Raw genomic sequence first — 24,243 nt, forward strand, 5'->3', positions numbered from 1 at the left:
TTTTCCCGACCCCTGTCGCTTCGGCCGTCAAAGTTGCGCTTACGACCATTCGCACAGCCCACTGCCGGCGCGCCGGAAGGGGTGCGGCAGCTCGCCCAGGCTGGGATGCTGTGGCGTCGGTCCAATGTCGATGGCTTCTGGCAGGATGGTTTGGTGACGATTACTGCAGCGGCTGATGGTTCGGCCTTGGGAAATCCCGGTCCGGCCGGCTGGGCCTGGTATGTGAATGACGATTGCTGGCGGGCCGGGGGCTGGCCGCACGGGACCAACAACCAGGGTGAGCTGATGGCTGTCCTTGACCTCCTGCGCGCCACCGCCCACCTGCCCGGTGAGGACCTGCGCATCCTTTGCGACAGCCAGTACGTGATCAACTCAATTACCAAATGGATGCCGGGCTGGAAGCGCAAGGGCTGGCGCAAGGCAGACGGAAAACCCGTCCTGAACGTGGAACTGTTGAAGGAACTCGACCGCGAGCTGGCCGGCCGGGTTTACACATTTGAGTGGGTCAAGGGCCACGCCGGCCATGAGCTGAACGAGGCTGCGGACGAACGGGCCAGGGCCGCGGCAACGGCGTACCAGCAGGGCGTGGCAGCCAGGTCCGGGCCCGGGTTCCCCGGCGGACACCACCCTGGCGCGCACCACGCAGCTGCACACCACGCAGCCGAACACCAACCTGCTGCGACCCCATCCGGCTCCGGACATGCCGCCGACGGGCAGCCCTCCGGTATTGGCTTCCCGCCCGCCACCCTGGACATCCCGACCGCTGCTCCTGGGCGCCCGGTACCAGGGGCCGGCGGTGGCGCACCGGCAGCGGGCGCCGGCAGGCCGCGCGCCACCCCTGAACCGCTCCCGGCCTTCGATGAACTTGACCTGTTCAGCGAACTGGACAGCGACGCCCTTGACATGGCCGAGGCAACGCAACAGGCCGGCGCCATCCCGCCTGAGGCGCTGGTGGAAGAGCTCGAACGTGAGCTGCTGGGCCCACTGGTGCGGGGGGATATCGGCCGGACAGCTGTCCTGCTGCACCCGGACTTCATGGAGATTGGCAGCTCGGGAAGGGTCTGGACCCGGGACGCCATGATGATGGCCCTCGAAGAGGATCCCGGTGAACGGACCGATATCGAAATCCTGGGCGCTGACCGCATCGGCACCAGCGCGGTCCTGCTGACCTACCGCAGTTTCGCCCGCTCAGGCACCACGTTGCGCAGCTCGCTGTGGGTCCTCGACGGCGGCCGGTGGCGGCTGCGGTTCCATCAGGGAACGCCGGAAGCTTAGGCGAACCGTTCAGCTCACACGGGCGTCAGCTGAACCGCTGCGTGTTTCCCTGCTCCGCCTGGGCATACGTGGCCGCTGCAGAGGCCAGGGCCGCGTTGATGGACGCCAGCGACGCCTCCACCCGGCCCTGGGTGATGGTCCATTCGGTGATGAGCGCCTGGAAGTTGGTGGCCGCTGCACCGCGCCATGATCCCTGCAGTTCGTCGAGGCCACGCTTCATTGCGTGCACGTCCGCGCTGATCCGGTCCACGGTGGCCTGGACGTTCGCGGACTTCAGCTGCAGTAATTCGGGGTCGACGGAAATAATGCTCATGGCTGTGCCTTTCGATACGGCGGGCGGAGCGCCCCGCGCCCGGCGGATCCGGGCTGCTGGGACGAGCCTATGGAGCAGAACCGGGCGGCAGCCATGGCCGGAGGACTATATGTGGATAACGGACCCGTCGCTGCCCTTGGCCCCTGCGGCACTGCGGGCGGTGGTTTCCTGCCCGTCCGCGCCGCCAGTGCGGGCGGAATCCTCACGCCGCGGAAGGCTCACCACCAGCGTGGCGCCGCCGCCGTCGGTCTTTTCCACCCTTACCGAACCGCCGTGCGACCCCACGATGGCCGCCACGATGGCGAGCCCGAGGCCGCTGCCGCCCGTCTCCCTGGTCCGGGACGTGTCAGCCCGGTAAAAGCGTTCAAAGACCTTGGCTGCATCCTCTTCCGAGATACCCGGCCCATGGTCCCGGACTTCGATGATGGAACGTTCTTCGCCGTCGGTCCCGCGGACCCCGACGGCGACTTCGATGGGGCTGCCCTCCGGGGTATAGCGCAGGGCATTGCCCACGAGGTTGCCCACCACCTGGCGCAGCTTGGCCTCATCCCCAAGGACCGGGGCCGGTGCCGCCGGTCCGCCGTCGAGTCCGGTGAGCGTGATCAGCCGGGACCGGTCGCTGGCCTGGGTGTCAACCACGGCGTCGTGCGCAATCAGTTGCAGGTCCACGGGCTTCTGCTGCAGCGGCCGCTGTTCGTCGAGGCGTGCCAGCAGGAGCAGGTCCTCAACCATCGAACCCATGCGCTTGGCTTCGCTTTCGATCCGGCCCATGGCGGTGGCCACGTCTTCGTCCGTCGCCAGGGCGCCGTGGCGGTACAGTTCGGAGAACCCGCGGATGGTGACCAGGGGAGTGCGCAGTTCGTGGGACGCGTCGGCGGCGAAGCGGCGCATCCGTGCCTCTGAGGCGGTCCGTGCAGCGAACGCGGTCTCGATGTGCGCCAGCATGGCGTTCAGCGAGCTGCTCAACCGGCCCAGCTCGGTGGCAGGGTTCTCCACCTCCACACGGCGGGAGAGGTCACCGGCGGCAATCGCTGCCGCAGTCTTCTCCACGCGGGCCAGCGGCCGGAAGGACCTCGACACGGTCCAGCTGGCAATAAGCGAGGCCAGCAGCAGCGTCAACAGGCCCACCCCGGTGACCACCAGGGTGGCATGCTTGAGGACATCGTCGACGCTCTCCAGGGGCAGGCCGATGACCACCACGGCGGTGGTCTGGCCGTTCTGGACGGTCACTGCCACCACCCGCCAGTTTTCCCCGTCCGTTCCACGGACCTGGAAGGGAACCAGCCCGCGTGCCTGCGCCTGCTCCACGGAGATGGCGCTGATGTCCGGGTGGTCGTCCGGATCACCGCCGAAGGTGTACGGCTGCTCACCCGGGGCGAAGAGCATCAGCGAATAGTCGGTGGGAATGGAGCTGGGCGCCTGCAGCTGCGTGAACGAGCGCTGTTTCCGGGCAGAGTCGACGGCGGCATTCAGCTTGTCGTCCACCTGCCCCTGGAGATAGCTGTGCAGCAGCGTCAGTGTGACCGCTCCGGTCACCGTCAGGGCCACGATCAGCAGGGCCATGATCATGGCCACCAGCTGCGACCTGAGCGAGGCCGACTTCCACCGCTTCAGCAAGGTCAGCGCTTTTCAGCCGTCCGGAGCACGTAGCCCACGCCGCGCTTGGTCTGGATCAGGGCCGGCGCCTCCGGGTCGATGTCCACTTTCCGCCGAAGGTAGGAAATGTAGGACTCCACGATGGACGCGTCGCCGTTGAAGTTGTACTCCCACACATGGTCCAGGATCTGCGATTTGGACAGCACCCGGTTGGGATTGAGCATGAGGTAGCGCAGCAGCTTGAATTCCGTGGGGGAGAGCTCGATGACAGTGCCCCCGCGCCGCACCTCGTGGGCGTCGTCGTCGAGTTCGAGGTCGTCAACGCGGATCACCGCATCGTCGTCCAGCAGGGGCTGCGTCCGGCGCAGGACGGCGCGGATCCGGGCCACCACTTCGTCGAGGCTGAAGGGCTTGGTGACATAGTCGTCACCGCCCACGGTGAGGCCGGTGACCTTGTCCTCGGTGTCGTCCTTCGCGGTCAGGAAGAGGACCGGGAAGTGCTTCCCGGCGGCACGGAGCCGGCGGGTCACGGTGAAGCCGTCCATGTCAGGCAGCATGACGTCCAGCACGGCCAGGTCAGGGGCGTGCGTGTCGGCCGCGGCGAGGGCATCGCGCCCGTTGGCAGCGGAGACCACTTCAAAGCCGGCGAACCGCAATGACGTGGAGAGGAGCTCGCGGATGTTGGGTTCATCGTCGACGACGAGCAGCCTGGCTTCTGGACCGTTCTTGTTCATGTTCCCATCATGCTCCCAGTCTCTGGGAGTTGTCTGGATATTCGTTGTGAGCATGATGAAGGCCCGCTTGGGCTTACCAGTCCATTGTTCCCGGCTCGCCTTTGAAGGGACCCACCACGCGGCTGGTGATCCAGCCGCCATAGAAGCGGCCCGGCTGCGCCTGCACCCGTTCCCCGTCAACTTCGCAGAAATCCATCCTCCCGGCGTAGACGGCCACCCGCCCGGCGAGCGCCTCAAACCCGGACGCCGGCTCGGGGTAGGACCAGGCAGCGCCGTCCGCCTCCTTACCCCCGCCGCGCACCGTCAGGTAATTGGCCGCGCCCTTGAACTCGCAGAAGCTGCTGCCGGCAGCAGGCTCCAGCGCGCCGGAGACGAATGCTGACTGCCGGACGTAGTACACCGGTGGATGGCTGGTCTCAAGAACGCGCAGCGAGTCGGTGGTGTCAAGGATCACCTCGCCTCCAAGGACGATGCGTATGCGTTCCGTGCTGGGTTCGATCCGCGGCGGCCGGGGATAGTCCCAGACCGACTCCTGCCCGGGCCCGGGCACGACGGGAATGATTCGTGGACTCATGCTTCCAGTGTGCGTCGCAGACCGCTGTTACGCACCAGGGAACCCAATTCACGGCAAGAACGTTCCGCGCCCGGCATCTTCCCCGCCCTGCGGCCGGGAATACAGTGATGCTTGCCGGGCGGTCAAGCCCGGCACCAGCGTTCCAACGGATCACCGGCTGCCGCCTCGTCCCGTCCCTGGTGGTCCCGCGCCAACAACGGTAGTAACCCGATAGTTCCTGGCCCATCGAAGGGGATAGACCATCATGACTGACCTGAGTGCTTCTGAAAACGCAGCTGTAAACGAACGCAGCATCCGGGATTGGGCAGACCTTGCCGAGGAGATGTGGTCCTATCTCACCGGCAAGGGTGCTGCGATCAACTACCAGTTCGTCGATATGACCATTGAAGTTCCGCGCGACATCGGCCCGGACGCGCCGCGCGCCACATGGAAGCTCAACGGCAGCCTGCGCGTCACCACCAGCGACAGGGATGCCGCCGGGTCGGACGCGAACCGCGGCTGACGGACATGCCCCAGTACCGTCTGGACGTTGATCTGGACTTCTCCTACACGGACGAGTCCGGTGCCGTCACCTCGGGCAGCGCCAGGGCCGCCGGCACCGAGGTAACAGTGTCCCTGGAAGGCCTGGCGCCGTTGACCGGCGGCGGGCTGCCCTCCCTGGAGGAGATCAAACCGCTGGCGGAGCTGCTGGCCCGCAAGGGGGTGAGCATCACCGTGGCCGGCCCCGGCGGAAACATCCTCAGCCTGGGCAACGTGGCCAGCCCTGCCTCCCAGCGGCTGGTCACGCGTTCCCCCCACATCAAGCTCGGCAAACTCGGCTCCCTGCTGCCGTTGGTCCGCCAGGGCAGGCGGAGGCCCAAAGGAATGCGGCTGCTGCCGCCGTCGACTCCCTTGCCGCTGGTGCCCACTGTCCAGCGGAAGATCACCCGCCGCATCACCACCACCCACTACGCCAGGGGCGGTGGCCGGCCGCGGCTGATCTTTGTCCAGGACGCCGCCACCTGGACCGGGCAGATTCCGCGGGAGGTGGCCCTCACGGCAGACGTTACAACGATAGGGAGCGGCGCAGGCGCGGACGTCCGGCTCGAGGGCCTGGCGGAGCTGCACGCCGAAATCAGGCACGACGGGCAGGATGAATACGTCCTGGTACCGAACGGTCCCGTCAGCGGCAGCGTCTCCCGGACGGGACCATCCGTCCTGCGGACCGGGGCAAGGATCCAGATGGGGCAATGGTGCCTGGCCTTCTTCCGGGAGGAATTTGCGGACCACGGCCGTCCCTACGGCGGCCGCAGCGGCGGGGAACTGGCCTACGAACGCCCGCAGTTCGATCCCAGAACGGGCACCATGGAGCGCGACAGTTCCGAGGGCGTGACGTGAACGGCGTGCACGCTGCGGGTCAGTCCGCGGCGTGCACGTCCTTGGCGTCCATGATCCGGTAGGCATACCCCTGCTCGGCCAGGAACCGTTGGCGCCTGGCAGCGAACTCCTGGTCCAGGGTGTCCCGTGCCACGAGTGAGTAGAAGCGGGCCGCCCTGCCGTCCTTCTTGGGCCGCAGCAGCCGGCCCAGCCTTTGCGCCTCCTCCTGCCGCGAGCCGAAGGAGCCTGAGACCTGGATGGCCACCGAGGCCTCCGGCAGGTCGATGGAGAAGTTGGCCACCTTGGACACCACAAGGGTCTGCAGCTCCCCGGCGCGGAACGCGTCAAAGAGCTTCTGCCGTACCTTGACGGAGGTATCGCCCTTGATCACCGGTGCCTGCAGCCGCTCGCCCAGATCGTCCAGCTGGTCAATGTACTGGCCTATCACCAGCAGCTGCTCGCCGGCGTGCAGCGCCACCAGCTGCTCCACCACCTGTGTCTTGGATTCGGAGGTGGCGCACAGCCGGTATTTGTCCGCGTCGTCGGCCATGGCGTAGGCCACGCGTTCGTCCTTTGGCAGGTCGACGCGGACCTCCACGCAGTCGGCCGGCGCGATGTAGCCCTGGGACTCGATGTCCTTCCAGGGTGCGTCATACCGTTTGGGTCCGATCAGGCTGAACACCTCGCCCTCGCGCCCGTCCTCCCGGACCAGGGTGGCGGTCAGCCCAAGGCGGCGGCGGGCCTGCAGGTCGGCCGTCATCCTGAAGATCGGTGCGGGCAGGAGATGGACCTCGTCGTAGATGATGAGTCCCCAGTCATGGCCGTCCACCAGTTCCAGGTGGGGGTAGATGCCGCCGCGCTTGGTGGTGAGCACCTGGTAGGTGGCGATGGTCACCGGCCGGACCTCTTTCAGGGCGCCGGAGTATTCGCCCACTTCCTCCTCTGTAAGGGAGGTGCGCCTGAGCAGTTCGTCCTTCCACTGCCGGGCGGCCACGGTGTTGGTGACCAGGATCAGTGTGGTGGTGGAACCGGTGGCCATGGCCGCGGCCCCCACCAGGGTTTTGCCGGCGCCGCAGGGCAGCACCACCACCCCGCTGCCGCCCGCCCAGAAGTTTTCGCTGGCCAGGCGCTGGTAGGGCCGCAGTTTCCACCCGTCCTCGTTGAGGGAGATCAGGTGCGGCGTGCCGTCCACGTAACCGGCCAGGTCCTCCGCCGGCCAGCCGAGTTTCAGCAGCAGCTGCTTGAGCTGCCCACGCTGGGAGGCATGCACCACCACCGTCTCGCCATCGATCCTTGGACCCAGCAGCGGTGCGATCTTTTTGGCCCGGATCACTTCCTCCAGCACGGGGTAGTCATCGGTCCGCATGACCAGTCCGTGGCGCGGGTCCTTTTCGAGGCGGAGGCGTCCATACCGGGACATGGTCTCCTCGACGTCGATCAGCAGCGAATGCGGAACCGGGAAGCGCGAGTACTTCAGCAGCGCATCCAGCACCTTCTCCGCATCCAGCCCGGCGGCCCGGGCGTTCCACAGCCCCAACGGGGTCAGCCGGTAGCTGTGCATGTGCTCGGGCGCCCGCTCCAGCTCGGCGAACGGCGCAATGGCGTGCCGGGCCTCGGTGGCCAGCTCATGGTCCACCTCGAGGAGGATGGTTTTATCGCTTTGGACGATCAGGGGTCCGTCGGTCACGCGGGGAATCCTTTACTGGCGCAGTTCCTCTGCGGCCTCAATGTCGATGATGCGATGGACGGACAGGACCCGCTCGGTGTCCTTGGCAGGATCGAACACGCGGACCCGGCCCCCGCTCACAGAAAGCGGAACAACAATTTCCAGGCTTGCATTCCCCAGATTGTCCACCACGTTCATGTGGATCCGCTGCTTCAGCCGGATGGCCCGTTGCAGTGCCTCAAGCCCCAGCTGGGTTGCTGCCTCGCCGCCGGCGGCGGTACCGGGGTGGTGTCCGACGGCGGGGCCCGGCCGCCGCAGGACGTCCAGCTGGGCGTCAACCTCCTCCGCCGCGGGCGCCATCCGCGGGGCGGTATAGACGGGACGCAGGCTTTCCTGCGGTACGGAAGACCGGCGGACGTGGGCGGCGGGTTCGACGCCGTCCACAGAAGGGGACAGGCCCAGGCTCCGAAGTGCGGCGGCGAGTTCGCGGGGCGGTGCCGACGACGTGAGGACCGTGGGGGAAAGGCGGGCCAGGCCGAGCTGCGCCGCTTTGGGCCCCGCCAGCAACTCGCGGAGTGCGGCTTCATCATCGCTCTGGACAAAGCTTGCGGCCTGGCCCACCCGGAGCTGGCCGTGCCGGGAGGCCGTGTCCTCCACCAGGTACTCCAGCGGCTGGGGGACAGCGGTGGCGGAGTGTTCCCGGAGAAACGCCAGCAGGCCTGCGGCGTCGTAGCCCTCATCGAGTGCCCGTTTGATGGACGTCGCCGAGAAGCGGTAGATGGTGGCCGGGCCCTGCCCCTCGGCGTCCGCCATGACCAGGAGCTTTTCGGTCAGGGCGGGAGCGAGGTAGCCGGGGGCAACGGCGGTCAGGTCTGCCTGCAACAGCACATGGTTCAGGGCTGCCGGCAGGTGCTCGCCAAGGATGGCAAGGGCAGCATCGGGCTGGTCTTCGGCGAACGCGCTTCCGAGTTGGCTCAGCGCACCTGAGCCCACCAGGCCCAGCATCTCCGCCTCGGCGAGGACTCCCCGGATGAGGGAACTGAACCGCCGGGCCATCCGCGGCTGGGACCATTCCGCACGCTGCAGGACCGCGGCGGCATCCAGCACGGGCACGGTGCCGTCCGGTCCTGCAGCTTCGAGCGTGAGTTCGTGCAGGATCTCCAGGATGCGCTTGCGGACCACCGGGGCGTCAGGCCGCTGCGCACCGGCGGACAACGCCGGGATGGTGGCTCCTGACGGTCCCCGGGATGGTGCTGCCGCTGCCGTGTTCATGGGCTGGCCCACCATCGACGGCACGCGCTCGCTGGCCAGCCAGGCGTTGACCAGCCACAGCCATTGTTCCTGCCTCGGCAGCACCAGCCATTCCAGCTGCGGCGGCTGCACCCATGAGGACGAGTCGACGTCGAGGCGGATCAGGCCCGCCAGGCCGCACAGCTCCAATAGCCGGCCCGTCACGCCCTGGTCGACGCGCAGCTGGTCGGACAGGCGGCGCATCTCGCGTATCCCCACGCCTCCGCTGCGCAGCGTGGCCAGCGGGTTCTCCCTGACGGCATGCAGCAGTTCGGAGACCAGCCGCAGGGTTTCAGAGATGGCGCTGAGCGCTGCATTCCTGCGCAGCGCCGCGGTGGTCCGGCCAAGCTCCGGGACCGGCGGGGACAGGGTGAAGTCGTCGATGATCGCCCCGCCGCGCAGGGCCAGCCCCACGCTGTGCGGCAACTCCACGTGGGCGGCATCCAGCGGAACCAGCAGCCCGCGCGCAAGGAGCCAGTCCACGGGCCCGACGTCGGCACCCTCCGTGGTGACCGACGCTTTCCGTTGCGCCTGGGGGACGGCACCCATGGCCCAGTTGCGGAACCTGGCGAGCAACGCCGTCGTCCGTTCCGGGGCGTTGGCGAGGATGTCCCGCAGTGCCTCGGGGAGGAGGTCCAATGCTGGAGCGCCAGCGCCGCCTCCATGGGCGTGCTGGCATCGTGGATCGCGAATCCGCCGCGGTGCAGTTCGGAGACCAGCTGGACCACCCGCTGGGCGAAGGCCGGCTGCAGGCGGACCAGCTCCGTGTAGCTGCGGCCCAGCCCGGCGGGATAGATTCCCACCACATCCTTGAGGGAGCCGACAGGGAGGTAGTAGTGGTGCCCGGCAGCCTGGGCGTGGGCGCCATGCGGGGGACCGCAGGATGCGCCAAAGCGAGTTCCTGCAGGGTGTCCATGATCTGTTCGATGACGGCCAGGGATGAACCCCGGATCAACTGGTGCAGGCCCTCCGCCGAGGCGCTGTGCCCGGTGTCCGTGTTGGTGCACAGATGGAGGGTCTCAAGCACCTGCATCTGTGGCCGGGTGAGGCGCTCCAGCGCACGCTGGACGCTGACCCGTGAACTGGCACGCGCCGCCAGCGCGGCGAAGTCCGGAACAGAGGGGGAAATGAGGTCCGGCCGCGCGGCGAACAACGCGCGCAACGAGTCGTCGCTGCGCGCCTCCAGGTCCTTGCCGAGCGCTCGAATGAGGGACATCAGTCCAACGTTACCGCGGCTCCCGCTTCCCCGCCCGCCGCCGGGCGGCAACGCCGTCCAGGACCACCAGGAGCATCAGGATGAAGGCCGCCGGCAGGCCGTAAAGGGCCGAGTATGTGACCCAGGCGGGGGCGACCGTGTCGGCGAAGGCAAGCGCCATCACAGTTCCCACAGCAATGAGGGACAGCACGGCTATAACAGCGGCGAGGACCATCAGCGGCCGCCGGTAACGCAAGGGAGTCATGGACGTAACGCTACAGCGGCAGCAGCGCCGCAAGTGAAAGCACCGGGAGCTTGCGCCCGGGGCGGAACGGTGCGGCCGGAAGCGTGATTAGGGCACGCGGCAGGATAACCTTGAAGGATACAGACCAACACGGTTTGCGCTGGCCATACCTTGAACCCGCACAACAATGCGGACGCGGTGGCAGCCGGCCGTGTCTCATGACAGCAGAACGAAGAAGGTTGATTACGTGCCTACCGGCAAGGTCAAGTGGTATGACAAGGACAAGGGCTTTGGGTTCCTCGCGGGCGAAGACGGCCAGGAGGTCTTCCTGCCCAAGTCGTCGCTGCCCGAGGGCGTGACGGAACTGAAAGCGGGCACCCGGGTTGAGTTCGGGGTTGCGGACGGCCGCAAGGGCGCCCAGGCCCTGGGCTTGCGGGTGCTGGACAAGACCCCGTCCATCGCCAAGGCCAAGCGCCCCAGCGCGAAGGACCTCGCCCCGCTGGTTCAGGACTTGGTGACCGTCCTGGACAACCTGTCCGGAACCTTGTCCAAGGGCAAGTACCCGGACGGCAACAAGGGCAAGGCCATTGCTGCCGCCCTGCGTAAGGTTGCCGACGAGCTGGACGTTTAGGCTGCCCATGGACCCCCAACCTGATCAGCCGGGCACGCCAGTGCAGGAGCAGGCTGCCAAGACCCAGCCCAAGCGCAAGGCAGGCGTGCCCGTGTGGCGCACGGGCAAGCCCGATGCTTTCCTGGCCGCGGCGGTGGACACCGCCCGGGCTGCAGTGGAGGGCATCACCCCGGCCGGCACCATCGGGCCGCACCTGGCAGCCAAGAGCGAGGGCGACCGGCTGGTCACGCACCTGTTCGAATCCCGGCTGCCCGGCTACGTGGGCTGGCAGTGGTATGCGGTACTGACCCGTAACTCGCGCTCCAAGGTGGTCACGGTCAACGAGTTGGGCCTGCTGCCGTCCGGGGACTCCGTCCTGGCCCCGGAGTGGGTGCCGTGGGCCGAACGCGTCCGTCCCGAGGACGAACAGCAGCAGGAGCCGGAGCAGCAGGAACCGGAGCAGCAGGAGCCGGAACAGCAGGAACCGGAACAGCAGGAGCCCGGGCAGGGGAACCCGGATGGGCTTCGGGCAGCGGAGCGGGAACCCGGGGATGAAGGGCCGGCCGACGACGGCGCGGAGCCTGACGCCGAAACAAGGACTTCCTGACCACAAACAAACGGCGCCGTCCGGGGAAACCCGGGCGGCGCCGTCGTGCTTAACTGTGGTTACTTGCGCAGCTCGCCCACCACGTAGTCGATGCTGGCCAGCAGGGCGGAGACGTCGCTGGGCTCGATGGCCACGAAGGTGGCGATGCGCAGCTGGTTGCGGCCCAGCTTCCGGTAAGGCTCGGTGTCCACGATGCCGTTGGCGCGCAGGACCTTGGCCACGGTGGCGGCATCAATCGATTCGTCGAAGTCGATCGTGGCGATCACGTTGGAGCGTTCCTCGGGCTTGGCCACGAACGGGGTGGCGAAGCCGGACGCTTCCGCCCAGCTGTAGATGCGGCCGGCTGAATCGGCCGTCCGTGCAGCCGCGAAGTCCAGGCCGCCGTTGGAGTTCAGCCACTGGACCTGGGCATTCAGCGTCACCAGCGTGGACAGCGACGGGGTGTTGTAGGTCTGGTTCAGGCGGGAGTTATCGATCGCGGTCTGCAGGTCCAGGAAATCCGGGATCCAGCGGCCGCTGGCCGTGATGCGCGCGGCGCGTTCCAGCGCTGCGGGGGAGAACAGGCCAAGCCAGAGGCCGCCGTCGGAGGCAAAGTTCTTCTGCGGGGCGAAGTAGTAGACATCGCTCTCGGCAACGTCCACGTCCAGTCCGCCGGCCGCCGATGTGGCGTCCACGAGGACCAGTGATCCCTCGTCGGCTCCGGCTACCCGCTTGACGGGGGCGGCGACGCCGGTGGAGGTCTCGTTCTGCGGCCAGGCGTAGACGTCCACGCCGGCCTCGGCCTTGGCTGCGGGCCGGGTGCCGGGCTCGGACTTGATGATGGAGGAGGCTTCCAGGAAGGGCGCCTTGTTGGTGGCGGCGGCGAACTTGGACCCGAACTCACCGAAGGACAGGTGCTGGGCCTTCTTCTCCACGAGGCCGAAGCTCGCGATGTCCCAGAAAGCCGTGGAGCCGCCGACGCCGAGGACCACCTCGTAGCCTTCCGGGGCGCGGAAGAACTGGCTCAGCCCTTCACGGACCGCTCCGACCAGGTTCTTGACCGGGGCCTGCCGGTGCGATGTGCCAAGGATCGTCTTGGAAGCTGCTGCCAGCGCGTCGATCTGCTCCTGCCGGACCTTTGACGGGCCGGCTCCGAACCGCCCGTCCTGGGGCAGGAGGTCGGCGGGGATCGTGATGCTGGTGTCGCTCACAGGTGCTCCAATTCGGCGGGGACAAAAGTTTGGTCCGGAAGGGCGGGCGGTCGGTGGCCGGCAGCGCCGGTGGCTGCGCTGCGGGCCATTCCCATTCTGCCTGAACCGCCGCCGGGGGCGGGAGCCAGGCCCGTCATAGTCCGGACAGTGAGACGTGCCGTCCCCGCGCAGCCCCTCGGGGCGCGGCTATTCGGACAAAGTCAAAATAGGCTAAGCTTTCCCCGGACTACTTTGCGCGAAGAGGCGATACGGTGGGACAACGCAAGGTACTGCGCTCGAGGAGCTGAGCTGGATGACGGATCTGATCGACACTACGGAGATGTACCTCAGGACCATTCTGGAGCTTGAGGAAGAAAACATCGTTGCCCTTCGGGCCCGTATCGCCGAGCGTCTGCGCCACTCCGGTCCCACCGTTTCCCAGACCATCGGCCGCATGGAGCGGGACGGGCTGGTGGTCGTATCCGGCGACCGGCACCTGGAACTCACGGACACGGGCCGCAAGCGCGCCACGGAGGTCATGCGGAAGCACCGGCTGGCCGAACGCCTGCTGGCAGACGTCATTGGCCTGGACTGGGCCTACGTCCACGACGAAGCCTGCCGCTGGGAACATGTCATGAGCGAGCGCGTTGAGCGCCGCATCTACGAGATGCTGGACCACCCCACCGAGTCGCCGTACGGCAACCCCATCCCTGGCCTTGCGGCGCTGGGCGGCCAGGCGGGGCCCGGCTTTGCCGACGGCGCCATCAGCCTGGTGGAAGCGATGAAGAATTACGGGCCCGCCTCCGGAGTGACCATCAGCCGCCTGGCGGAGCCGATCCAGGTGGAACCGGAACTGCTGGCGCAGCTGGACGAGGGCGGTATCCGGCCGGGTGCCGCCGTGGCGCTGGAACGCGTGGGCGAATACATCTCCGTGCGGGTCCCTGGAATCGAAGGCGCATTGGAGCTGCCGCCCGAGGTTGCCGCCCACGTCTTTGTGGCCATCAGCCAGCCCTGATCGGGGCGCCCATACCCCGCAGAGGGGCAACCACGCAAAGGTAACGGAATTGTTACCTAGGGTCTTAAGCCCCTATAGTGGAACCAAGCGTTGATACATAAGCGTTACCTGATCCGGAGCCGAGCTCTGCCAGCGGGTCAGGTGCACGAGTCGTTACTGGCAGAGGCGGGGGAACCACAAGCGGCAGCGGGGGACTGCCTTGGGGTGAAGTCCGTCAGCAGCAAGCCCTCTCCAGTGAAGGATTCTTCCGGGAATACCCCCTGTGCAGAAGCTTGCCTAAGGCGGACCGGGTCTTTGATCTCTCTGACCCGAATCCGACAGCTAACTCCGCAGGCTTCTTCCAGAGAGGAACCCTTCTTGACCATGCAGACCTCCCGGGGCCGCCGCCGCGCGGCCGGCCCCCTTCGGCACCCCGGGTTGCCGAAGTTGTCGCAGCGGAGCGCCCCCGCGACCTGCATCGTGACGCGCGCCGCCGCCGGGGTCCCTTCCGGCAGATGACGGAGTTTGCCGCCGCCAGCGGTATTGGCCAAAAAGCCGGCATTGCCCTTGCCGCCACAGGCCTGGTGCTGACGGTCACGGTGCCCGCCACGAGTCCCGTCATGGCCACGGATGCCGCCGGCAGTGCCCCCATGGCCGCGTCCGCCGTCAGCCCCCAGCCCCAGATCTCGGCCGATGTCGGAGCACAGATCGACTTCAGCCGGTCGGCCGTGGTGACCCAGGCCGACCCGGACGGGAAGCTGAAGCAACTCCTGAGCGCCCAGTCCGCCGGCTCTGTCACGCGTGCCGCTTCGGCCGGCACCCTGGCTGCACCCCTCGCCTCCCTCACCACCGCTTCCCCCTTCGGCTACCGGGTCAGTCCGATCACCGGAGGCTCCGGAGACTTCCACCGGGGCCAGGACTTCGTGGCGCAGTGCGGGACTTCGGTCCTGGCCGCCGCGACAGGTACCGTGACCTTTGCCGGCTGGCACCAGTTCGGTGGCGGAAACCGCGTGGTCATTGACCACGGCAACGGGCTGGAGACCACCTACAACCATCTCTCGTCCTTCAACGTCAAGGTGGGCCAGACCGTCTCCCGCGGGGACGTGGTGGCACTGAGCGGTACCACGGGCGCATCCACCGGCTGCCACCTCCACTTCGAGGTGCAGGTCAATGGCGAAGTTGTCGATCCCATGGGCTGGCTGTAACCAAATGGTTGCCCGCTCTCACATGTCCGCGACGCGCCGTGACCTGAATGTGACATTGAAGCAAAACTGCTGTACCGTCTAATTCGCGTCAACTTTTCCGAAGTTGACGCTCTTGAGTGGATTGCCTAACTCTGCCACCGCTCAAGGTCCGTTCGCATTTCATCGTCTGGCAGGGGCGGGGGAACCAATTTTGGCCTTCATGTTCAGAAGGCCTTGGGGTTAAGTCACAAGCTTCCCAGGAAGCAGCGTGGCCGGGTGACTCCCATCCGAATCCGACAGCTCACCTCGCAGGCATTGGGAGAGGCTACCTTCGTGTCTTCACGCCATCATTCTGCGCGCCACCGTGCGCAAACGGTTCGCACCAACCCCCTGGACGCCATGTCCAAGGCCGTCAGTGCAAATGCCGGGACCGTAGGCCGCCAGGCTGCCGTTGTGGCAGCGGCTTCCGGCCTCATCCTGAGCATGGGCCTGCCCGCCACGGCAGCTGACACCACGGCCGGTGTCTCTGCCTCCACCGAGTCCGGCTCGTCCCAGGCAGCCCTCGCTGTCACGGCCGCACCCACGGCCACGGTGTCCTTCGAGCGTCCGGTCGTCAAGACCACCGCTGCTCCGAAGGTGGAAGCGGTGCGTACCCAGTCCACGGCCTCGGCGAACCGCGCCACCACTGCAGGCCAGGAGGCGTCTCCGGCCGCCAAGACGGCGGAGACCGTATCCGCTGCGGCAACCTCGGGCATCGCTGCCATCGCCTACACCGGCATCGGCCACTCCTACGTGTGGGGCGGCACCAGCCCGGTCACCGGCTGGGACTGCTCCGGGTTCGTGCAGTGGGTTTACGCCCAGGCCGGAATCAGCATCCCCCGCACCAATGCGTGGAGCATCATGACTCCCACCTCCACCCCGCAGCCGGGTGACCTGGTTGTCCAGAACGGTGGCGCGCACGTCGGCATCTACGTCGGCAACGGCATGATGATCAGCGCACTCAACCCCTCCCAGGGCACGCTGCTCCACTCGCCTGCAGCCACTGGCACCTCCTCGTACTACCACTACGGCAACTAGTTCTTGGGCTTAACGCTCCAAGGGCTATTTCTTTGCCCAAGGCTTTTTCGCTAGAAACCACATCCCCGTTCGGGACGCGCCGACGTACCCCCAAGATGCCGGCGCGTCCAACAACCTTCGCCTGCCTACAAGCGGTTTGAGGGAAAAACGAAAGAGAGAACTGATGACGACTCGTGCCACCGCACGGCATCGCGCCGAGGTCACCAAAACCAACTCGATCGCTGTTATTGCAAAGGCCGTCAGCGACAACGCAAGCGGCATGGGCCGCCAGGCTGCGGTTATCGCTGCCGCTTCCGGCCTGGTCCTGACCAGCGGCATCGCGGCCAACGCTGCCGACGCCAACGTCAAGCGTGATTCCGCTCCGGCGTCCGCACTGGAAGTTGAATCCGCAATCGACGCCCCGATTTCCGCGGCTTCCACCATCGCCATCAGCTACGAGAAGCCCGCTGTCACCACCACGCCGGCTCCCGTCGCCGAGCCTGAGCCCCAGGTCGAGGTGCAGGAAGCTGCTCCTGCCGCCGAGCCCGTTGCGGCTCCCAAGGTCACCGCCAAGGTTGCCACCGCTGCTGCTCCGGCCGCTTCCGCTGCCCAGGCTTCCGCCAGCGGCAAGGGCGCTGCAATCCTCTCGGCCGCCTACGCCCAGCTCGGCGTTATGCAGGACTGCACCATGCTGGTCACCAACTCCCTGGCCGCCGTCGGCATCCACTTCCATGACTGGCCCGCCGGCTACCTGTCCCTGGGCCGCACCGTGAGTGCAGCCGAAGCGCAGCCGGGCGACCTGATCTACTACGCTGACGGCGGCGCGGGCATGGCCCACATTGCTGTCTACGCCGGAAACGGCATGGCAGTCCACGGCGGCTACAACGGAAACCAGACTGTGGTCTTCAGCGCAAACGTGGGTTCCGGCCCCGTGTTCATCCGCGTCAACTAAGCATCCCAAGGCAGGCCTGAACGGCCGCAGGCCTGGCAATGCCCCCAAGGACCCCCGCCATCCCGGCGGGGGTCCTTCGCGCTTAATCGGCCCGCGCCGCCCGCGGCCGACCCTCCCGCGGTGTCCAGCCGTTGTCCTGCTCCAGAGTGGCGATTACCCGATTCTGCACTTCTTTGTTTACTCTTGTGATGTCGATCCATAGCCCGGACATGCCGAGGGCAGCCGGCCCTCGTGCCCCTGACGGGTGCGGCCGTGAAGAGGTAAGTGCATGCGCACTCTCGTTCTGAATGCTGGATATGAACCGCTGGCGGTTATTACTTTCCGCCGGGCGCTGGTGCTTGTGCTCACGGGCAAGGCAAGTGTGGTTGCCGAAGGTGACGACCCCGTGGTGGGCCCTACTGACATTCTGGGCCGCCCGTCCGTGATCCTCCTCAACCGCTACATCCGGCCCCGGTACAACCACTCCACGGCCGTCAGCCGCAGGGGCGTACTCCGGCGCGACGGGCATAAATGCGCCTACTGCGGGAAAGCGGCGCACACCATTGACCATGTTCACCCCAAGTCCCGGGGCGGTGCCGATTCGTGGGAGAACCTGGTGGCCGCCTGCCTGCGCTGCAACAACGTCAAGGGCGACCACACTCCAGCCGAGATGGGATGGACCCTGCGGTTCGTGCCCGAACCGCCGCACGGAACCATCTGGCAGATCAAGGAACTGGAGAAGCCCACGCCGGCCTGGGACCCCTTCCTGCTTCCGGAACGCGCTGCCTGACACCCCGCGCTGCCTGAGTTGCCGTGATGCTCCGGTGCGCCGGACGTTCTGACCCGCAGTGCGGCCCCTACGCTGCCGGTCGCTAGGCTGGGGGAGTGGAAGTGAACGGGCTTGCTTTTGATGCCGTGATCCTGGCCGGGGGAGGTCATCGCGGCTGGGCGGCGTACCCAAGCAGTCGCTCGTCTTCCAAGGCCAATCCCTCCTCGAACGCGCTGTCGCTGCCGCCGCGGGGGCCCGGCATGTGGCAGTTGTGGGCGAGATGGCTTCCCTGCCAATCTGGCCTCCCAACCTGCTGAGCTGCAGGGAGCAGCCGCACTTCGCGGGCCCGGCGGCAGCCATAGCGGCCGGGCTGGATGCGCTGGCGGACATCGGCGAGGATGCGCCCTACCTCCTGGTACTGGCCTGCGACATGCCGCTGGCATCCCAAGCGGTGGCAGCGCTTCAGGAAGCTTTGCAGATGTCCACGGCGGCGGACCCGGCAAATGTCATGGCTGCCGAAGGCAACCGCCCACAGCCACTGGTGGGTTTTTACCGCACGCCTGAGTTAACAAAGGCGTGCAGGGACCTCGCTGCCCGCGGGGCGCTGGTCAACGGCTCTGTCAGGTCGCTCCTTGCTAATCTGGACGTGCAGCTTGTCACAGTCCCTGCCGGGTCCACCTCCGATGTGGATACCTGGGATGACGCTGCCGCGCTGGGGATTGCCGCCGGGAACCAGAGCGAACGCCAGGACCGGCAGACGGGCGGAGCAAACGTGGGAGGCAATTCGTGAAGAGCCAGGACGAAACACTGGAAGAGTGGTGCAGGGCACTTCTCCAAGCGTACAAGCTTGAGGACGTCCAGGTGGACGTCAACGCGGTGCTGGCGCTTGCGGGCGTCGCCGCCCATGCTGTGGTCCGGCCAGCCGCTCCGCTCACCACTTTCATCGCCGGGTTCGCTGCGGGCCTGGCTGCGGCTCCCGGCAGGGAGATGGACGCTGAATCAATGGATGCGGCCCTGGCCGTTGCCCGCACACTGGCAAAGGACTACGAGGCCGAGGCTGCCGCCGGGACTCCCGGCGAATGACCGCGGAACCCCAAAGCGATCCGGAAGCGCCACCTGGCAGCGAAGCGGAAGGGCCAGCCGGCATAGCTGGACCCGGACCCACTGAACCCGGACCCACTGAACCCGGACCCACTGAACCCGGAACCACTGACTCCGGCGCAGTCCAAGCCGGGACGGCGGAAGCAGGGCATGCGGGCCAGCACCATGCCGCCCACACGTGGGAAGAGGCCCGGCAGGCGGCGTTCGACGCCGCAACCCCCATTCCTCCCGGACCAGTGGCACTGCGTATCGCGTTGGACCGCAAACTGGACCAGGACATTGTGGCCCTCCAGGACATGCCCCACTATGCGTCCTCGGCCATGGACGGCTGGGTAGTCAACGGAAGCGGCCCCTGGATCCCGGTGGAACCCGGCACCCGGCTGGCACCGCACCAGGCCAGCCCCATCGCCACCGGCGGCCTGATTCCTGCAGGCGGCAAGGCAGTTCTTCGCACCGAGAGCGCAGTCCTTGGCCAGGACGATGAAGGACTCCCACTCCTGATGACCGGAGGCAAGGCCCGCCCGGGCGAGCCCCGCGCGGGAGAGCACATCAGGAAAGCCGGGGAGGAAGCTCTGGAAGGGGACATCCTGGTCAAGGCGGGGGTGGAGCTCAATCCCGCCCACCTGGCACTTGCCGCGCTGGCAGGCTACGACGATGTGCAGGTCCAGGGAAAGCCCGTGGTGCGCCTGGTCCTGACAGGGTCCGAAGTGGTGGAACGCGGCACGCCGGCCCCGGGCCAGGTCCGCGACACCTTCGGCCCGCAGCTGCCGGACGTCGTCGCCATGCTGGGCGGCATACCCGGCGGGCAGCAGCGAATCGGCGACTCCTATGACGAATGGCTTTCGGCGCTCGAAGACGTACTGCCGGACGTGCCGGACGCGCCGGACCTGCCGGCCGACGTCGTCATTACTACCGGTGGCACCGGGCGCTCGGGAACGGACCACCTCCGCAGGGCAGTGGCCGAACTCGGCGGCCGGCTCATCATCGATGGCGTGGCCATGCGGCCCGGCCACCCCGCCGTGCTCGCCGAACTGCCCGACGGACGCTTCGTTTTGGGGCTTCCCGGCAACCCGCTCGCGGCCATGATGGCCCTTTCCACTGTGGGGGCCCCGCTGCTGGCCGCACTGGGGCACCGTCCCATGCCGGCGGTGGAGGAGGTGCCGTGCGGGACCATGATCGAGCCGGACCCCGGGCGTACCCGGCTGATGCCGTTCCGGCTGCTGTACGGCATGGCGTCCCCGGCGCAGCATACGGGGCCAGGGATGATGCGCGGGCTCGCCGCCGCGGACGGTGTGCTGGTAGTGCCACCGCACGGCGTGCAGCTCGGCGAGCCGGTGCCCGCGTTCGCCCTGCCATGGGGGCCGCCAATACCTCCTACCCAGGACGGCCCGGCCAAAGCCAAGCCAAGAAGTGCCGCACGGACAGGCCAGCCCAAGGGTAAGCCGGCACCCAGCGGACCCGTGGACTGGAGCGCCCTCCTGGGCTGAGGCGGCCCCTGTTGGTGCCATGATGGAGTAATGGACAAGCAGGGTGGAACATGGGACGCGTAATCCAGCGCCGCAAGGTGCACAAGTATGTCCTGGACGGTTCGCCGGGAGCCCTGGAGTACCCGGTCCGCCACCGCGAAGACGTCCTCGCCGTCGAGGAACCGCTGGAGATCCGGCTGGGAAAGCTTTCCTATTCGGTCACCATGCGAACCCCGGGGGACGACTTTGACCTGGTGGCTGGATTCCTGGTGTCCGAGGGGGTCATATGGGCCCCCGAACAGCTGGTTTCGCTGCGATTCTGTGCCGGCGAGGACGAGAACGGTGTCCAGACATTCAACGTGGTGGAGGCCCAGCTGCGGCCGGATGTGCCACTTCCCGACACCGGCCGCAACGTCTACACGTCCAGCTCCTGCGGCATCTGTGGAACGGACTCCATCGAAGCTGTCCAAAAGTCCTCCCACTTCAGCCCCCGGACGGACCCGTTGACTGTGGACGCGGAAGTCCTGGCCGCCCTGCCGGGGATGCTGCGGAAGTCCCAGCGTGTCTTCGAGGACACCGGCGGCGTTCACGCGGCAGGCCTGTTCAGGATCGATGACGACGGCGAGCCGCAGCTCCTGTGCCTGCGCGAGGACGTGGGACGCCACAATGCCGTAGACAAGGTGGTGGGCTGGGCACTGCGCGAGGGCCTCCTGCCTCTTACCAGAACCGTCCTCCAGGTATCTGGCAGGGCGTCCTTCGAGCTGGTCCAGAAAGCATCCCTTGCGGGCATTCCCGTCCTGGCTGCCGTGAGTGCCCCTTCCAGTCTTGCCGTGGAACTGGCCGAGGCGAACGGCTTGACGCTGGCGGGTTTCAGCCGGCACACCAGTTTTAACGTCTACGCCGGGGACTCGCGGATCCTGCGCCCTGCACCAGCCGTGCCCAGTGTCTAGGAGGGCCAATGCACGGCTGGGACGTGGCTGCCCGGGCAAGGGGGTTGGTTGCAATGCTGCCGGAGGGTAGATTTGTCCATCGAATGGACGCGATGATCCAGCCCCGAGCCTAAAGAGGACTTATTTTGCATGACGACCGCAGGATCACGGAAGTCCGCTTGGCCAGGTTTGTGCGCGAGCGCATCGCCCCTGCCGTCTACAGCCGGACGGTCCCGCTTGCCCTGAGCAGTTGGGAGGCCCCCGGTGAACCGGTCCCCGCGCTCGAAGCGATGCGGCAGGAGTTCCAGCCGCAGGAGCACGGCGCCGCCTGGGGCCGGCCGTGGGGGACCACCTGGCTCCGGCTGCAAGGGGAGGTGCCGGAATCCTGGGGCGGCGGCCCGGAAACCACCGTGGAGGTGGTGGTGGATCTTGGGTTCACCACCGAAGCGCCCGGGTTTCAGTGCGAGGGCATCGCCTGGCGGCCTGACGGGACCATCATCAAGGCCATCTCACCCCGCAACCAGTACATTCCCCTGAAGCTGCTGGGCGGCGGCATGGCCGTGGACTTCTACGTGGAGGCGGCCGCGAACCCGGACATGGCGCAAGGCTGGACCTTTGCCGCCACCCCGCTGGGAGACAAGGCGACCGCCGGGGGAGCACCCCAGTACCGGCTGGGCAACATCGCCATCGCTGAACTCAACCAGTGCGTGTGGGAACTCCAGCAGGACGTGTGGACGCTGGCCGGCCTCATGGAACAACTCCCCTGGAGCTTCCCCGCCGCCATGAGATCCTCCGGGCCTTCGAACGCATGATGGACGTGATGGACCCTGACGATGTTGCCGGGACCGCGCCGGCAGGACGGCAGGAGCTCGCCGAAGTCCTTGCCCGCCCCGCCTACGCATCCGCGCATCAACTGGTTGCCACGGGCCATGCCCACATCGACTCGGCCTGGCTCTGGCCGGTCCGTGAAACCATCCGCAAATGCGCCCGGACGTTCTCCAACGTGGTGGCACTCATGGATGAAGACCCGACTTTCGTCTTCTCCTGTTCGTCCGCGCAGCAGCTGGCATGGATCAAGGAGCTGTACCCGGAGCTGTACAGCCGGATCCGGGAAAAGGTACGGGCAGGCCAGTTTGTGCCCGTCGGCGGCATGTGGGTGGAATCGGATACCAACATGCCCGGCGGCGAAGCCATGGCGCGGCAGTTCGTGGAGGGCAAGGGCTTCTTCCTGGCGGAGTTCGGCATTGAGTGCAGGGAGGCGTGGCTCCCGGACTCGTTTGGATACAGTGCGGCCCTGCCCCAGATCGTAAAAGCCGCGGGCAGCCGCTGGTTCCTTACCCAAAAGATCTCCTGGAACCAGACAAACAGGATGCCGCACCACACCTTTAATTGGGAGGGAATCGACGGCACCCGGCTGTTCACCCACTTTCCCCCGGTGGACAGCTACAACTCGGACCTCAGCGGCAGGGACCTTGCCCACGCCGAGCGCAACTACCGGGACCACGGCCGCGGGACGGTGTCGTTGGTGCCCTTCGGCTATGGCGACGGCGGCGGCGGACCCACCCGCGAAATGCTTGCGGCGGCTGCCCGAACCGCGAATCTGGAGGGATCACCCAGGGTCAGGATCGGCTCAGCGGAGAGTTTCTTCCGGCAGGCCGAGGAAGACTACCCGGCACTGCCTGTCTGGGTGGGCGAAATGTACCTGGAGTTGCACCGCGGCACGTACACCAGCCAGGCGCGGACCAAGAAGGGCAACCGGCGCAGCGAGCACCTGCTGCGTGAGGCGGAACTGTGGTGTTCCACGGCTGCAGTCCGGTCGGCCGGCGCATACGACTATCCGGATGCCGAGCTCAAGCGGCTCTGGCAACTGGTACTGCTGCAGCAGTTCCACGACATCCTTCCCGGCAGCTCCATTGCCTGGGTCCACCAGGACGCCGAGCGTAACTACCAGGCCATCGAAAAGGCGCTTGAAGCAATCATCAGCCAGGCAGCTGCCGCCATGCTGGGCTCCGGGGACCGGCAGTTCCTGCTTAACGCTGCGCCGCACGCAAGGAATGGAGTGCCCGCCCTTGCGGCAGCGGAACCAACGCCGCTCCCTGGGCCGGTGCTCGCCACGCCACACCACGGCGGCTACATCCTGGACAACGGGATTATCCGGGTCGAGGTGGACGCCGATGGACTCCTCGCGTCCCTGCGTGACTACGCCACCGGACGAGAGGCCATCGCCCCTGGCCAGCGCGGCAACCTGCTGGAACTGCACCGCGACACCCCCAACGAATGGGACGCCTGGGACATCGACGAGTTCTACCGCCGCAATGTCACTCCGCTGGTCCACGCGGAGTCGGTCCGGCTGGCCAATGAAGACGGCAGCGCCGTGGTGGTGGTGGAACGGCTGGCAGGGAGCTCGCCGCTGACCCAGCGCATCACATTGGCCCCCGGCAGCCCGTCACTGGAAATCACCACGGCCGTGGACTGGCAGGAGCGCGAAAAGCTGCTGAAACTCGGCTTTGCCCTCGACGTGCGGGCAGACCGGTCAGCTGCCGAAACACAGTTCGGCCACGTCTTCAGGCCCACCCACACCAACACCTCCTGGGAAGCCGCGAAGTTCGAAATCTGTGCCCACCGGTGGATCCACGTGGGGGAGCCCGGTTACGGGGTGGCGGTGGCCAACTCCTCCACGTACGGCCACGACGTGGGCAGGAGCATCAGGGAATCCGACGGCGGAACCACCACTACGGTGCGCCTGTCCCTGCTGCGGGCTCCTAAGTTCCCCGACCCCGACGCCGACCGCGGACACCAGGAGTTGACGGTGACCGTCCGCCCAGGTGCTGACATTGCGGCCGCCGTCCAGGAAGGGTACCGCACCAATCTGGCGCCCCGGCTGGTCAGCGGCGGCACCGCGGTGGAGCCGCTCTTCTCCGTCAGCAATCCGGCCCTGGTCATTGAAGCGGTGAAGCTGGCCCAGGACGGATCGGGCGATGTGGTGGTCCGGCTCTATGAGTCGTTGGGGCAGCGGTCCGTGGGGACTCTCACAGCCAACTTCCCTGTCAATGGCGTGGTGCCGACGGATCTCCTGGAGCGTGCCGCCGAGGCGCCCGGAATTGTTCCGGCAGATACCGGTGCCGAGCTCGCGCTCCGGCCGTTCCAGTTGGTGACATTGAGGTTTGCCAGGAAATAGGATCAG

Annotated in this window: 20 protein-coding genes, 3 pseudogenes and 2 riboswitches; of the genes and pseudogenes, 15 read left to right on the top strand and 8 right to left on the bottom strand. The window is 67.1% G+C overall.

Annotated elements, in window-relative coordinates:
• Positions 1-153 precede the first annotated feature (153 nt).
• Positions 154-1,275: a ribonuclease HI family protein gene (locus OUO20_RS00690; RefSeq protein WP_268002620.1), complete on the top strand. Its 1,122-nt coding sequence runs from the start codon at positions 154-156 to the stop codon at positions 1,273-1,275.
• Positions 1,276-1,300: 25 nt separating this feature from the next.
• Here the strand turns inward: OUO20_RS00690 and OUO20_RS00695 are convergent, their stop codons facing one another.
• The 4 genes from OUO20_RS00695 to OUO20_RS00710 all read right to left on the bottom strand — a co-directional run bounded on the left by OUO20_RS00695 (position 1,301) and on the right by OUO20_RS00710 (position 4,492).
• Positions 1,301-1,588 carry a WXG100 family type VII secretion target gene (locus OUO20_RS00695; protein ID WP_268002621.1) on the bottom strand — a complete coding sequence of 96 codons (288 nt, stop codon included), beginning with the start codon at positions 1,586-1,588 and terminating at the stop codon, positions 1,301-1,303.
• Between the two features lie 105 nt (positions 1,589-1,693).
• On the bottom strand, positions 1,694-3,205 hold the full coding sequence (locus OUO20_RS00700) for a sensor histidine kinase (protein WP_268002622.1): 1,512 nt from the start codon (positions 3,203-3,205) through the stop codon (positions 1,694-1,696).
• 2 nt (positions 3,206-3,207) lie between these two features.
• Entirely contained in the window at positions 3,208-3,918 is a 711-nt protein-coding gene (locus OUO20_RS00705) for a response regulator transcription factor (RefSeq protein WP_018769540.1), read from the bottom strand.
• 73 nt (positions 3,919-3,991) lie between these two features.
• Complete coding sequence (locus OUO20_RS00710; RefSeq protein ID WP_026265813.1) at positions 3,992-4,492, bottom strand: DUF427 domain-containing protein; 501 nt, start codon at positions 4,490-4,492, stop codon at positions 3,992-3,994.
• Positions 4,493-4,736: 244 nt separating this feature from the next.
• On the opposite strand from OUO20_RS00710, the gene OUO20_RS00715 reads away from it, so the two are divergent.
• Entirely contained in the window at positions 4,737-4,994 is a 258-nt protein-coding gene (locus tag OUO20_RS00715) for a hypothetical protein (protein ID WP_134165648.1), read from the top strand.
• A gap of 5 nt (positions 4,995-4,999) precedes the next feature.
• Positions 5,000-5,869 (top strand): FHA domain-containing protein, encoded by an 870-nt coding sequence (locus OUO20_RS00720; protein ID WP_224084287.1) that lies wholly within the window; start codon positions 5,000-5,002, stop codon positions 5,867-5,869.
• Positions 5,870-5,888: 19 nt separating this feature from the next.
• On the opposite strand, the gene OUO20_RS00725 is transcribed toward OUO20_RS00720, so the two are convergent.
• From OUO20_RS00725 to OUO20_RS00735, 3 genes and pseudogenes are all read right to left on the bottom strand, one after another.
• Positions 5,889-7,535 carry a DNA repair helicase XPB gene (locus OUO20_RS00725; protein WP_134165646.1) on the bottom strand — a complete coding sequence of 549 codons (1,647 nt, stop codon included), beginning with the start codon at positions 7,533-7,535 and terminating at the stop codon, positions 5,889-5,891.
• 12 nt (positions 7,536-7,547) lie between these two features.
• Positions 7,548-10,020 (bottom strand): annotated as a pseudogene (locus OUO20_RS00730) (helicase-associated domain-containing protein).
• Between the two features lie 10 nt (positions 10,021-10,030).
• Positions 10,031-10,264 carry a hypothetical protein gene (locus OUO20_RS00735; protein WP_134165644.1) on the bottom strand — a complete coding sequence of 78 codons (234 nt, stop codon included), beginning with the start codon at positions 10,262-10,264 and terminating at the stop codon, positions 10,031-10,033.
• Positions 10,265-10,490: 226 nt separating this feature from the next.
• Between OUO20_RS00735 and OUO20_RS00740 the strand changes: the two genes are divergently transcribed.
• Both OUO20_RS00740 and OUO20_RS00745 read left to right on the top strand, forming a co-directional pair.
• Positions 10,491-10,874 (top strand): cold-shock protein, encoded by a 384-nt coding sequence (locus OUO20_RS00740; protein ID WP_018762148.1) that lies wholly within the window; start codon positions 10,491-10,493, stop codon positions 10,872-10,874.
• A 7-nt stretch (positions 10,875-10,881) separates the two neighbouring features.
• Positions 10,882-11,460: a DUF3027 domain-containing protein gene (locus OUO20_RS00745; RefSeq protein WP_051081372.1), complete on the top strand. Its 579-nt coding sequence runs from the start codon at positions 10,882-10,884 to the stop codon at positions 11,458-11,460.
• Positions 11,461-11,519: 59 nt separating this feature from the next.
• On the opposite strand, the gene serC is transcribed toward OUO20_RS00745, so the two are convergent.
• Entirely contained in the window at positions 11,520-12,650 is a 1,131-nt protein-coding gene (serC, locus tag OUO20_RS00750; protein ID WP_268002624.1) for a phosphoserine transaminase, read from the bottom strand.
• A 292-nt stretch (positions 12,651-12,942) separates the two neighbouring features.
• Here serC and OUO20_RS00755 point away from each other — a divergent pair, with 292 nt between their 5' ends.
• The 10 genes and pseudogenes from OUO20_RS00755 to OUO20_RS00800 all read left to right on the top strand — a co-directional run bounded on the left by OUO20_RS00755 (position 12,943) and on the right by OUO20_RS00800 (position 24,237).
• Positions 12,943-13,644, top strand: a complete 702-nt coding sequence (locus OUO20_RS00755) for a metal-dependent transcriptional regulator (protein WP_018769550.1) — start codon at positions 12,943-12,945, stop codon at positions 13,642-13,644.
• A 138-nt stretch (positions 13,645-13,782) separates the two neighbouring features.
• Positions 13,783-13,995, top strand: a riboswitch (cyclic di-AMP (ydaO/yuaA leader).
• Between the two features lie 12 nt (positions 13,996-14,007).
• Positions 14,008-14,828, top strand: a pseudogene (locus OUO20_RS00760) (M23 family metallopeptidase).
• A gap of 128 nt (positions 14,829-14,956) precedes the next feature.
• A riboswitch (cyclic di-AMP (ydaO/yuaA leader) is annotated at positions 14,957-15,136 on the top strand.
• 70 nt (positions 15,137-15,206) lie between these two features.
• Entirely contained in the window at positions 15,207-15,884 is a 678-nt protein-coding gene (locus OUO20_RS00765) for a C40 family peptidase (RefSeq protein ID WP_134165666.1), read from the top strand.
• Positions 15,885-16,047: 163 nt separating this feature from the next.
• Positions 16,048-16,815 carry an NlpC/P60 family protein gene (locus OUO20_RS00770; protein WP_268002626.1) on the top strand — a complete coding sequence of 256 codons (768 nt, stop codon included), beginning with the start codon at positions 16,048-16,050 and terminating at the stop codon, positions 16,813-16,815.
• A gap of 268 nt (positions 16,816-17,083) precedes the next feature.
• Positions 17,084-17,584, top strand: a complete 501-nt coding sequence (locus OUO20_RS00775; RefSeq protein WP_018769554.1) for an HNH endonuclease — start codon at positions 17,084-17,086, stop codon at positions 17,582-17,584.
• A gap of 154 nt (positions 17,585-17,738) precedes the next feature.
• Positions 17,739-18,353: a molybdenum cofactor guanylyltransferase gene (gene mobA / locus OUO20_RS00780; RefSeq protein WP_268003349.1), complete on the top strand. Its 615-nt coding sequence runs from the start codon at positions 17,739-17,741 to the stop codon at positions 18,351-18,353.
• Positions 18,350-18,646: a DUF6457 domain-containing protein gene (locus tag OUO20_RS00785; protein ID WP_056331155.1), complete on the top strand. Its 297-nt coding sequence runs from the start codon at positions 18,350-18,352 to the stop codon at positions 18,644-18,646. Before mobA ends, OUO20_RS00785 begins: the two co-directional genes overlap by 4 nt.
• Positions 18,643-20,151 (top strand): molybdopterin molybdotransferase MoeA, encoded by a 1,509-nt coding sequence (locus OUO20_RS00790; protein WP_268002627.1) that lies wholly within the window; start codon positions 18,643-18,645, stop codon positions 20,149-20,151. Before OUO20_RS00785 ends, OUO20_RS00790 begins: the two co-directional genes overlap by 4 nt.
• A gap of 50 nt (positions 20,152-20,201) precedes the next feature.
• Complete coding sequence (fdhD, locus tag OUO20_RS00795) at positions 20,202-21,080, top strand: formate dehydrogenase accessory sulfurtransferase FdhD (protein ID WP_134165640.1); 879 nt, start codon at positions 20,202-20,204, stop codon at positions 21,078-21,080.
• A gap of 125 nt (positions 21,081-21,205) precedes the next feature.
• Positions 21,206-24,237, top strand: a pseudogene (locus tag OUO20_RS00800) (alpha-mannosidase).
• Positions 24,238-24,243: the final 6 nt, after the last annotated feature.

This window comes from Arthrobacter sp. FX8 (assembly GCF_026723805.1).
Taxonomy (GTDB): Bacteria; Actinomycetota; Actinomycetes; order Actinomycetales; family Micrococcaceae; genus Arthrobacter.

What these genes read in the sequence shown, in the direction of transcription:
- OUO20_RS00695 (WP_268002621.1), bottom strand. Translation starts at nt 1,588, where the DNA reads ATGAGCATTATTTCCGTCGACCCCGAATTACTGCAGCTGAAGTCCGCG.
- OUO20_RS00705 (WP_018769540.1), bottom strand. Translation starts at nt 3,918, where the DNA reads ATGAACAAGAACGGTCCAGAAGCCAGGCTGCTCGTCGTCGACGATGAA.
- OUO20_RS00710 (WP_026265813.1), bottom strand. Translation starts at nt 4,492, where the DNA reads ATGAGTCCACGAATCATTCCCGTCGTGCCCGGGCCCGGGCAGGAGTCG.
- OUO20_RS00715 (WP_134165648.1), top strand. Translation starts at nt 4,737, where the DNA reads ATGACTGACCTGAGTGCTTCTGAAAACGCAGCTGTAAACGAACGCAGC.
- OUO20_RS00720 (WP_224084287.1), top strand. Translation starts at nt 5,000, where the DNA reads ATGCCCCAGTACCGTCTGGACGTTGATCTGGACTTCTCCTACACGGAC.
- OUO20_RS00735 (WP_134165644.1), bottom strand. Translation starts at nt 10,264, where the DNA reads ATGACTCCCTTGCGTTACCGGCGGCCGCTGATGGTCCTCGCCGCTGTT.
- OUO20_RS00745 (WP_051081372.1), top strand. Translation starts at nt 10,882, where the DNA reads ATGGACCCCCAACCTGATCAGCCGGGCACGCCAGTGCAGGAGCAGGCT.
- OUO20_RS00755 (WP_018769550.1), top strand. Translation starts at nt 12,943, where the DNA reads ATGACGGATCTGATCGACACTACGGAGATGTACCTCAGGACCATTCTG.
- OUO20_RS00765 (WP_134165666.1), top strand. Translation starts at nt 15,207, where the DNA reads ATGTCCAAGGCCGTCAGTGCAAATGCCGGGACCGTAGGCCGCCAGGCT.
- OUO20_RS00770 (WP_268002626.1), top strand. Translation starts at nt 16,048, where the DNA reads ATGACGACTCGTGCCACCGCACGGCATCGCGCCGAGGTCACCAAAACC.
- OUO20_RS00775 (WP_018769554.1), top strand. Translation starts at nt 17,084, where the DNA reads ATGCGCACTCTCGTTCTGAATGCTGGATATGAACCGCTGGCGGTTATT.
- OUO20_RS00790 (WP_268002627.1), top strand. Translation starts at nt 18,643, where the DNA reads ATGACCGCGGAACCCCAAAGCGATCCGGAAGCGCCACCTGGCAGCGAA.
- fdhD (WP_134165640.1), top strand. Translation starts at nt 20,202, where the DNA reads ATGGGACGCGTAATCCAGCGCCGCAAGGTGCACAAGTATGTCCTGGAC.